General features: G+C 59.8%; 7 protein-coding genes and 1 pseudogene. 3 read left to right on the top strand and 5 right to left on the bottom strand.

The annotated features are described in order from the left end of the window. From KHQ28_RS26720 to pcaH, 4 genes and pseudogenes are all read right to left on the bottom strand, one after another. Positions 1–2,370, bottom strand: a 2,370-nt coding sequence (locus KHQ28_RS26720; protein ID WP_055314431.1) for a membrane-bound PQQ-dependent dehydrogenase, glucose/quinate/shikimate family, incomplete at its 3' end; no start/stop codon positions are given. Between the two features lie 299 nt (positions 2,371–2,669). Further along, positions 2,670–3,593: a LysR substrate-binding domain-containing protein gene (locus KHQ28_RS26715; protein WP_004143800.1), complete on the bottom strand. Its 924-nt coding sequence runs from the start codon at positions 3,591–3,593 to the stop codon at positions 2,670–2,672. A gap of 177 nt (positions 3,594–3,770) precedes the next feature. After that, a pseudogene (gene pcaG, locus KHQ28_RS26710) lies at positions 3,771–4,393 on the bottom strand (protocatechuate 3,4-dioxygenase subunit alpha). Then, positions 4,390–5,130: a protocatechuate 3,4-dioxygenase subunit beta gene (gene pcaH, locus KHQ28_RS26705; RefSeq protein ID WP_002907552.1), complete on the bottom strand. Its 741-nt coding sequence runs from the start codon at positions 5,128–5,130 to the stop codon at positions 4,390–4,392. Before pcaH ends, pcaG begins: the two are co-directional and overlap by 4 nt. A 239-nt stretch (positions 5,131–5,369) precedes the next feature. Here pcaH and KHQ28_RS26700 point away from each other — a divergent pair, with 239 nt between their 5' ends. Both KHQ28_RS26700 and KHQ28_RS26695 read left to right on the top strand, forming a co-directional pair. Next, on the top strand, positions 5,370–6,713 hold the full coding sequence (locus KHQ28_RS26700; protein WP_019705723.1) for a VOC family protein: 1,344 nt from the start codon (positions 5,370–5,372) through the stop codon (positions 6,711–6,713). A gap of 41 nt (positions 6,714–6,754) precedes the next feature. Next, complete coding sequence (locus KHQ28_RS26695; RefSeq protein WP_016946517.1) at positions 6,755–8,260, top strand: carboxylesterase/lipase family protein; 1,506 nt, start codon at positions 6,755–6,757, stop codon at positions 8,258–8,260. Positions 8,261–8,306: 46 nt separating this feature from the next. Here the strand turns inward: KHQ28_RS26695 and KHQ28_RS26690 are convergent, their stop codons facing one another. Then, positions 8,307–9,395 (bottom strand): NAD(P)-dependent alcohol dehydrogenase, encoded by a 1,089-nt coding sequence (locus KHQ28_RS26690; protein WP_002907491.1) that lies wholly within the window; start codon positions 9,393–9,395, stop codon positions 8,307–8,309. A 437-nt stretch (positions 9,396–9,832) separates the two neighbouring features. Between KHQ28_RS26690 and KHQ28_RS26685 the strand changes: the two genes are divergently transcribed. Further along, on the top strand, positions 9,833–10,358 hold a 526-nt coding region (locus KHQ28_RS26685), incomplete at its 3' end, for a glucan biosynthesis protein (RefSeq protein WP_211777745.1).

The following is a 10,358-nucleotide window of genomic DNA, read 5'->3' as shown; positions in this document are numbered from 1 at the left end:
GTGATGGTCTGGGAGCGCGTAGGCGATGATGTAATCGCCGCGATCCGGTGACTGGCGGGCGCCGCCGGCATTGATAATGATGTACTGCTTACCGGTTTTCGGTGAGACGTAGGTCATCGGGCCGGACTGGCTGCCGACCGGCAGACGCGATTTCCAGATCTCTTTGCCGTTCGCGGTATCAAAGGCGCGCAGGTAGAAATCCTGGGTGCCGGCGAAGAACAGCAGTCCGGACTGCGTTGCCAGCGATGCGCCAAGGGTCGGCATGCCGATTGGAATTGGCATGTGCATACGTATGCCCAGCGGCCCGGTGTCTTCTACGGTGCCAACCGGCACCTGCCACACCAGTTTCCCGGTTTTCAGATCCACCGCGGACATGGTGCCGAACGGCGGCTTCTGGCACGGAATGCCCAGCGGCGACAGGAAACGTTCGCGCATCGCGCCAAACGGCGTGCCTTCCATCGGCACGATGCCCATCTCGATCCCGCTGGCGTCTTTCGCCACCTTCGCGCGCGGCACCATATAGTTGGCCAGGCCCAGACGCATATCGTTGACAAACATCAGGCTGTTGTTTGGATCCAGCGAAACACTGCCCCAGTTCATGCCGCCGAGCGAGCCCGGGAACTGCAGGGAACGATCTTCACCTGGCGGGGTAAAGACGCCCTGATGGCGCATCTCTTTGAACTGAATACGGCACAGCAGCAGGTCGATCGGTGTCGCTCCCCACATATCGGACTCGGTCAACGTCTGGTTGCCGATCATCGGCATCCCTACCGAGTAAGGTTGCGTCGGCGAGTAGCGTTCACCTTTGACGTTGCCCGCCGGCACCGGACGCTCTTCCACTTTGGCCACCGGCTCGCCGGTCTCGCGGTTGAGCATAAAGATCATGCCCTGCTTGCTGGTCTGCACTAGCACCGGGGTGGTGCCGCCCTTGCCGTCAGGCAGATCGTACAGCAGCGGCTGAGAAGGCAGGTCAAAGTCCCACAGATCGTGGTGTGTGGTCTGGAAGTGCCAGCGCACCTGGCCGGTGGTGGCATCCACAGCCACGATAGAGGAGCTGTATTTATCGTCCAGCGCGGTACGTTCGCCGCCAAAGAAATCTGGCGTGGCGTTGCCGGTGGGCAGATAGATCAGATTCAGCTTCGCGTCGTAGGACATCGCCGACCAGACGTTTGGCGTACCGCGCGTGTAGGTCTGGCCTTCCGGCGGAACACCGGTCAGCGCTGGATTGCCCGGATCCCACGCCCATGCCAGTTTGCCGGTGTGGACATCAAACGCGCGGACCACGCCCGGCGGTTCGCCAGTGGAGTAGTTATCCGCGACGCGGCCGCCCACCACCACCACATTGCCCGCCACCAGCGGGGTGGAGGTCTGCTGATAGTAACCCGCTTTCACTTCACCCATGCCGACGCTGAGGTCGACAATACCGCGATCGCCGAAGCTTTCGCACAGTTTGCCGGTATCGGCATCAATGGCGATCAGGCGGGCGTCGATGGTCGGCAGGAACAGACGACGGGAACAGGCGGCCGGCTGCGTGCCTGCCGCTTGCGCGGTTTGCGCCTGGCTATCTGCGTAATAGCCTAAGCCGCGGCAGCGCTGCCAGTTGGGTGAAGAGGATTTGGAGTCATAGCGCCATTTCTCTTTTCCGCTGTCCACATCCAGCGCCAGCACTTTACTGTAAGGGGTACAGACGTAGAGAGTATCGCCAATCTGCAGCGGGGTGTTCTGATCTTCCGCGCCGGAGCCATTGCTCTGCGGGATATCGCCAGTATGCGCTACCCAGGCAACCTGCAGCTGGTTGACGTTTTGTTTGTTGATTTGGTCGAGGGCGGCGAAACGGTCGCCGTGGGTGGTGTTACCCCAGTGCGCCCAGTTTTTCTGCTGTTCGCCTGGCGCGACGGGCTTGACTGGTACCGCTTCAGTCGCGCTGACCAGCGGTGCGGATTTGAACATCCAGCCAAAGCTCACCGCCAGCGCCACGGCGAGAACGGCGGCGACGCCATAGGCCGGGCCTTTTTTCGCCGGTGGGCTGGCGAGGAAAGGCCAGACCAGGGCGGCCAGGAAGGCCAGTACGCCGAGCGCAAACAGGCGCGAGAAGAGCGGCCAGTAGTTCCAGCCAGCGTCACTAATCGCCCAGATCACCGAGGCGATAAACGCCACGGCGTATAACAGAATACCGCCGCGGCGGTTGCGGAAAATCAACACCGCCGCGATGACCATGACCACGCCCATCAGCGCGAAGTACAGTGTACCGCCGACGAGGGCCAGTTTTGCCCCAAGAATACCCACAGCCAGACCGATGATGAGCATCAGTCCGGCGAGAAGCCACTGCAGGATCCGGGGGAATCCGCGCGGCGCGTTGCCAGTTGCCATGTAATCTCCTTAACCACACCAGCCACCTCACTGCGAACCAAATGAAACATGTTGCTTTTGAATCATTTTTGAATGAAGTGGTTTTAACCTTCATAAAACTGTATTTGTTGCTTGATTAGATTTCGAGTGAACCATTTGGTGAAATCGAGACATGATAGATCTGTTAAAGAAGTTTGCGCAAATGTTAATAAATAATTTCGCACTAAATGATTATTTTGCCGAATATGTCTAACGTTATGGGGAGCGGCGTCGGCGCGTTTGCAGGTTCCCCGGCCGCTGCGGGCCGGGGAGAAAGGGGGTCAGGCAGGCATGGACTTACGGATAGCGCTGAGCAGCGTCTGCGTACCCGGAGTCAGTGTCGCATCGACGCGGGTTAAAATGCCGATGGGCTCTCCGGCGCCCTGGGTGGCGATCGGCAGGGCGGTTAGCACGCCACGGCGAAGATCGTCTTTTACCGCCCCGGAAGGGACAAACCAGACATAGTCAAAATCCACCGTCAGCTGGCGCGACAGGGAGGCGGAGAGGGTCTCGATGCAGCCGGCGGGCATCTTACAGCCCTGGCTCTGGAGCAGCGCTTCGGCGTTTTGCCGCGGCACGGTGCCTTTGGGTGAGACCACCACCGGCCACTCCATCACCCGACTAAGGGTCACCGTCTCCTGAAGCAGGGGATGTCCCGGGCGAACCACCAGCTTCAGGGATTCAAGGAACAACAGTTCGTAATGCAGCCCGCTCATCAGCTCCGGGTCGGACATACGTCCAATGCCGATGTCGATCTCCCCGGATTTTAAGCCGGCGAGCAGCATGGTGTTGTTCATAGTGGCGACCTGCAGCGTGATATCTTTTTGCTGCTTGTGAAACTGGCCGATCACCGTCGGCAGGATCCCCAGCGCGGCGGTGGGCAGCGCGCCGATGCGCACGATGTCGTTATTCAGGCCCTCTTTGCGGTTCAGCGCCTGGCCGGCCGAATTAAGGGCGTCAAGCACCTTAACGGCATGCGTCAGAAACTGTTCGCCGACCAGGGTTAGCTGCGCCCCAAGACGACCCCGCTCGAACAGCCGGGTACCGGTCAGCTGTTCTAGCTCGTTAAGCGTTTTCGAGAGTGCTGGCTGGCTCAGATTTAATGTTTCAGCCGCGCGCCCCAGCGTTCCCTGTTGAGCGACGGCCACGAAGGTGTGTAGATGGCGCAAGCGAATGCGCTGACTGAAGAGACCATTTTTTTCCATAGTAAGATGATGTTAAAAACACAGCGGTGAAAGAGACAAGCGGACTTGTTTAAATTTGATAACCAGATAGCAAAATATTATTAACATTTGAGTTGGTTACATGACAAGATCTTTCCCTGTGGTTGAAAACGCCTTCGCCCCGCAGAAACGGGGCGAAGGTGGTGGTCACCGCGACGGCTAAATATCGAAAAAGACGGTTTCGTTCTCGCCCTGCAGATGAATGTCAAAACGATAGACCACTTCCGTACCGCGAACCTCGCGCTCGGCGATTTTAAGGTTTTGCGTCTCACCTCCCACTCGATGAGATTCAGCACCGGGTCGCTGGCGTTGGCCTCGTGTTCATCGGCAAAGTACATCCGCGTATTCAGGCCAATATTGATCCCACGCGCCACCACCCACAGGTTGACGTGCGGCGCCATCAGCCGGCCATCGCGACCGGCCACCGGGCCCGGCTTGATGGTTTCAAAGCGCCAAATGCCGGAGGTGAAATCAGAGCAGGTACGCCCCCAGCCGCGGAAGGCCGGGTCGACGGCTTTCTGCTGTTGACGATCGTCAGGATGGTTATAGCGACCCGCGGCGTTGGCCTGCCAGATCTCCAGCAGCACATCGCGGACCGGCGTCCCGGAGCCGTCGATAACCCGGCCTTCAATGGTGATGCGCTCCCCGGCGGTATCGGCGGTAGTGAGGACCGGGCCAAAATTTTTCTCAAAAATATGAAAGCCTGCGGCGTCCGGCGCCAGGCCGATATGAACATAGGGTCCCGCCGTCTGCGAGGCGGTTTCAGGCAGATACTCTTTCATCGGGCGGCCCCCTGAGTGCGATTTTCAAACAGCGTGGCGCGGTGGCCGCGCAGAACAAGGTCGAAGCGGTAGGCCAGACAATCCAGCGGTACGGCGGCGTGCATGTCCAGCTCGGCGATCAGCGTGCGCACGGCGTCGTCATTATTAATAGTCCTGACGATCGGGCACTGCTTAATCAGCGGGTCGCCTTCAAAATACATCTGGGTGATCAGGCGCTGGGCCCAGGCGTCGCCCGAGAGAGAAAAATGGATATGCGCCGGACGCCAGTCGCTGGCCTGGTTGCGCCAGGGGTAGGGGCCGGGTTTGATGGTGCGAAAACAGTAATAGCCGTTTTCATCGGTAAGCACCCGGCCGCAGCCGCCAAAGTTCGGGTCAATCGGCGCCAGATACTGATCTTTTTTATGCCGGTAGCGACCGCCAGCATTGGCTTGCCAGACTTCCACCAGCGTATTTTTCATCGGTCGGCCGAATCCATCGCGCACGTAACCGTGGACGATGATCCGCTCGCCGATCGGCAGGCCTTCTTTGGCATAGTTCAGGATTAGGTCATTATCCAGAGGGCCGAGGTCGTCGCGGCTAAATACCGGGCCGGTGATCTCTGACAGCGAGTTCTGCAGAGAGATGAGGGCGTTTTTTGGCGAGCGCAGGACGCTGGTTTTATAGCCCGGCGCGTAAGCGGGCGGGTGGCTACTGTAATCGCGATGGACAACCTCACGTGGGGACCATTTGTCGTTCATAGGGTACTCCGTGTAGACGGTAGAGGGGCATATTGTTGTAATGTCGCCAGAAGCAGTGTGTGTAAATGTATTGTTAATTTAAAGTGAAATTACCGGGTGTTTTTCATAACTATGGGTTATGTTTTGCGCAATGACCTGGGCCGGCGGCAGGTTATCGCCATCACAGTTTGTAAATTCTTCCCCCCGCCGCGAGGCAGCTTTCCTACACTCCAGGAAGTATTCACTGGAGGTAACACATCATGGCGAACACCATCACGGCTGATGAGATTCGGGAGCACTTTTCGCAGGCCATGTCGGCCATGTACCAGCAGGAAGTTCCGCAGTACGGAACGCTGCTGGAGCTGGTGGCTGACGTCAACCTGGCGGTACTGGAAAATAATCCGCAGCTGCATGAACAGCTCGCTAACGCTGACGAGCTGGCGCGCTTAAACGTGGAGCGCCACGGCGCGATTCGCGTGGGCACAGCGGAAGAACTGGCGACGCTCCGTCGCATGTTTGCCATCATGGGAATGTATCCCGTTAGCTATTACGATCTCTCGCAGGCCGGCGTGCCGGTCCACTCCACGGCGTTTCGTCCCATCGACGATGCCGCGCTGGCGCGCAATCCATTTCGGATTTTCACCTCGCTGCTGCGCCTGGAGCTGATTGAAAATCGCGCCCTGCGCGAGCGGGCCGAGGCGATCCTCGCGCGGCGCAAAATCTTCACCCCCCGCTGCCTGGCGCTGATTGCGCAGTATGAAGCAGAGGGCGAATTCACCTCTGCCGACGCGCGCGAGTTTGTCCAGGAGGCGCTGGAGACGTTCCGCTGGCACCGGCAAGCCACCGTCGATGAGGAGACTTACCATGCTCTGCATCGCGAGCACCGCCTGATTGCCGATGTGGTCTGTTTCCCGGGGTGTCATATCAACCATCTCACGCCGCGGACGCTGGATATTGACCGCGTCCAGTCCCTGATGCCGGAGTGCGGTATTGAACCCAAAGCGTTGATTGAAGGGCCACCGCGCCGGGAGGTCCCGATCCTCCTGCGGCAGACCAGCTTTAAGGCGCTTGAGGAGCCGGTGATGTTCGCCGGAGAAAACCGAGGCACCCATAGCGCCCGCTTTGGCGAAATTGAGCAGCGGGGCGTGGCGCTGACGCCGAAAGGGCGCGCGCTGTACGATCGGCTGCTGCAGGCGGCAGGAACCGGGAAAGATAATCTCAGCCACCAGCAGCATCTACAGGAGGTGTTTAGCGAATTTCCCGACAGCGAATTTCTGCTCCGTCAGCAGGGGCTGGCCTGGTTTCGCTACCGCCTGACGCCCACGGGTGAGGCACATCGCCAGGCGTTTCGCCCGGGCGACGATCCGCAGCCGCTGATTGAGCGCGGGTGGGTGGTCGCCCAGCCGATTATTTATGAAGACTTTTTACCGGTCAGCGCGGCGGGCATTTTTCAGTCCAATCTGGGCAACGAGACCCAGGCGCGCAGCCACGGGAACGCCAGTCGCGAGGCGTTTGAGGCAGCTCTGGGCTGCCCGGTGCAGGATGAGTTTGAACTATACCGACAGGCGGAGGAGCGCAGCAAACGACGTTGCGGTCTGCTGTAAAATCAGTACCCTGCTGGCATCAGCCTTACAGGGAGCAGGTTATGCAACATCCGTCGAAACCGTTGGCGAAAACCCGTCAGGGAACGCTGGCCGGGAGCGCAGAACAGGGGATTCATATCTGGCGCGGCATTCCGTACGCCGCGCCGCCCGTGGGCCCGCTGCGCTGGCGCGCGCCGCAGCCAGCCGCCCGCTGGCAGGGGGTACGTCCAGCCGAGACCTTTTCCGCCGCCAGCTGGCAGGACATTGACTACTGCCGCGAGCTCGGCGGCGGCGATCCTGGCGCCTTCAGCGAAGACTGCTTATATCTCAACGTCTGGGCCCCGGCCAGCGCAGCGCAGCCGCTGCCGGTGATGGTCTGGCTGCACGGCGGCGGGTTTACCATCGGCGCCGGCAGCCTGCCGCCTTACGATGGCAAAGCGCTTGCCAGCCGCGACGTGGTGGTGGTGACAGTTAACTACCGGCTGGGCCATCTCGGCTTTTTCGCCCATCCGGCGCTGGAAGAAGAGGCGGGCGAACGTCTCTATAATTTCGCGTTGCTCGATCAGATTGCCGCTCTGCAGTGGGTTCAGGAGAATATCCACGCCTTCGGCGGGGATGCCGCCAACGTCACGCTGTTTGGCGAATCCGCCGGGGCGCGTAGCGTGCTGTCGCTAATGGCCTCCCCGAAAGCGAAAGGGCTGTTTCATAAAGCGATTATTCAGAGCGGGTATACGCTACCCGATCTGCCACGGGAAAAAGCGCTGGAAAAAGGGCGCCTGCTGGCGGAACACTTCGCCTTACCGCAAGCCAGCGCTGAGGAATTGCGGGCGATCCCCGCAGAGGCCTTCTGGTCGCTCACCGCGCCGCTGAATACCGGGCCAGCGCCTATTGCCGGAGACGCGGTGCTGCCGCAGCCGATGCTGGAGACCTTCTTTGCCGGCCGCCAGCATCCGATACCGGTGATGATCGGCTCCAATAGCGATGAAGCCAGCGTGATGGCCGTGTTCGGCGTCGATATTGCCGGGCAGATCCAGAAGCTGCGCCGAGAGCGCCGTCTGGGGCTGGGGCTGATCAAACTCCTCTATCCCGGCGTGAAGGGCGATGAAGCGCTGGGGCGGGAAGTATGCCGCGACATGGCCTTCACCACCCTTGGTTATGTAGTGATGCAGGCGCAACAGCGCGTGGGTCAGCCGTGCTGGCGCTACTGGTTTGATTATGTCGCGGAAGCGGAGCATGACGCCTACCCGCATGGGGCCTGGCATGGCAACGAGGTGCCCTACGTGTTTGATAACCTGCGGTTGACCGACCCGGTGCGGCAGTACGCCAGCGAAGCGGATCTGGCCTTCGCCGCTCAGGTCGCTGACTACTGGACGCAGTTTGCACGCCTCGCCAGCGGCGAGCAGACGCTTTCCGGCGCAGTGCGCTGGCCGGCGTGCCTGCGCGGGCGGGATCGCCTGTTGCGCATTGGCTTGCATAAGCGCGCCGGGTTTAAAGTGGAGAACCGCTTTATGCGCGCCAGACTGGCGCTGTTTCGCCGGGTGATGAAGCATCACGTGACGCTGGAATAAATCCCATAATGCGCAACTGTCGCCACCGACCGGTGGCGACGTTATCTCACATGACCACCACCGGCTTGATCACCTTGCCGGACGCCGAATCGGCGAAGGCCTGGTTGATATCGGCCAACGGATAGCGGGCGATAAGCTTATCGATAGGGAATTTTCCCTGTTTATAGAGTTGCACCAACAGCGGAATAAACAGCGCCGGCACGGCGTCGCCTTCAATCACCCCGACCAGCGATTTTCCCTCCGCCATCAGGTCGTTCTGCACGTTAAGGGTGATATCTCCGGTAAAGCCCACAATCGCCACCGTTCCCAGCGGTTTCACCGCGTGTACGGCCTGCAGAACGATAGCGGAGACGCCGGTCGTTTCCACCGCGTAGTGGGCGCCTTTACCGGTGATTTGTTTAATCACGGCGACGGCATCCTGTTCCTTGCCGTTGATCTGATGGGTGGCGCCCAGTTCGCCCGCCAGGGCGAGGCGGCTGGCATGGATATCCACCGCGATAATCTGTGAACAGCCGGTTAATTTCGCTGCCATGATGGCGCTGAGCCCCACCGCGCCGCAGCCAAACACCACCAGCGATTCGCCGACCACCGGTTTCAGGCGATTGAGCACCGTTCCGCTACCGGTCTGGATACCGCAGCCCAGCGGGCCGAGCAGGGTGAGATCAACCTCCGGGTCGACCACGACCGCGTTGCTGGCGCGGGTGACCACATACTGGCTGAAAGACGACTGGCCAAAGAACAGGGACAGATCCTGGTCTCCCAGCCGGTAGGGGGTGGTGCCATCCTCGCGTCGGCCGCCAAAATTAAGCGTATTAAAATCTTCGCAAGCCGAAGGGTGGTTGCTTAAACAATTTTCGCAGTGGTGGCAGGCGGCGTAGCTGAGCACCACGTGGTCTCCTACCCTGATGCCGCTAACCGCCTCGCCGACGCTGGCAACGATCCCGGCGCCTTCATGGCCGAGGATCGCCGGCATAGGCACCACCCCGGGGTTGTCGCGCATCACGGCGTCGGTATGGCAGACGCCGGTGGCGACAATTTTCACTAATATCTCGTCCTTCCCCGGCGGGGCGACCTCGACGTCTTTGATGACAAAAGGCTGCTGGTAGCCCAGCGTGACGGCTGCTTTCACTTGCATGGCATGACTCCTGAATGAATTCCCTGGAGAGCGTGGCGGGACAGCCCGAACGGCTCTCCCCTGTTGGCCGCTAACGTGAAGAAAGATAGCGGTTATCGGGGAAAAGTTAGCACCAGGCGCGATGGAAATTTGCGCGAATCGTGCCTAAAAAACGCGCGCGGCGAGGAGCGATACATGGGGTGAATATTCAGCACTGGAGAATAGATTTCCCTTGAATAGTCAGGGGTAAAAAGCGGCAGGCAGCGTGTATGCCCAGGCTACACGTCAGAGGAAATGAAAAAAACAGGCTGTTCCTCTGGACAGGGCTTTTTTACCTTTTTTCTGCTGGCAACAATTGGATTATTAATCGTTTTTGTCTAGAGTGGGCGGAAATTATCACGCAGCGTGATGACGCGTTGCGAATCAATTCACCCGTGCAGAAGGACGCTTTCTCAGGCATGAACCGCAGACGTTTTCTTAAATCTTCCATGGCTGTTGCCGCCGTATGCGGAACGTCAGGAGTCGCTTCCTTATTCAGTCAGGCCGCTTTTGCCGAAGACGCGGGCATTGCCGACGGGCAAACGCGTCGTTTTGATTATGCTGTTCTGCAGGCGATGGCTCACGATCTGGCGCGCCAGCCGTGGGGCGGCGCCCCGCGCGATCTGCCGCCGACGCTCGCCAATCTCACCCCGCAGGCCTATAACAGCATCCAGTACGATGCCAACCACTCGCTGTGGAACAATATTGAAGAGCGTAAGCTGGACATCCAGTTTTTCCACGTCGGGATGGGGTTCCGTCGCCGCGTGCGGATGTTCTCTTTAGACGCCAGCACCCAGCAGGCGCGCGAGATCCACTTCCGTCCGGAGCTGTTTAAGTACAATGACGCCGGTGTGGATACCCGTCAGCTGGAAGGACAGTCTGACCTCGGCTTCGCCGGGTTCCGGGTGTTTAAAGCGCCGGAGCTGGCGCGCCGCGATATCGTGG

The organism is Klebsiella sp. 28 (assembly GCF_018223905.1).
GTDB lineage: Bacteria > Pseudomonadota > Gammaproteobacteria > Enterobacterales > Enterobacteriaceae > Klebsiella > Klebsiella pneumoniae.
Note: the sequence above shows the minus strand (reverse complement) of the source record. Positions and strands in the feature narration are given on the sequence as shown.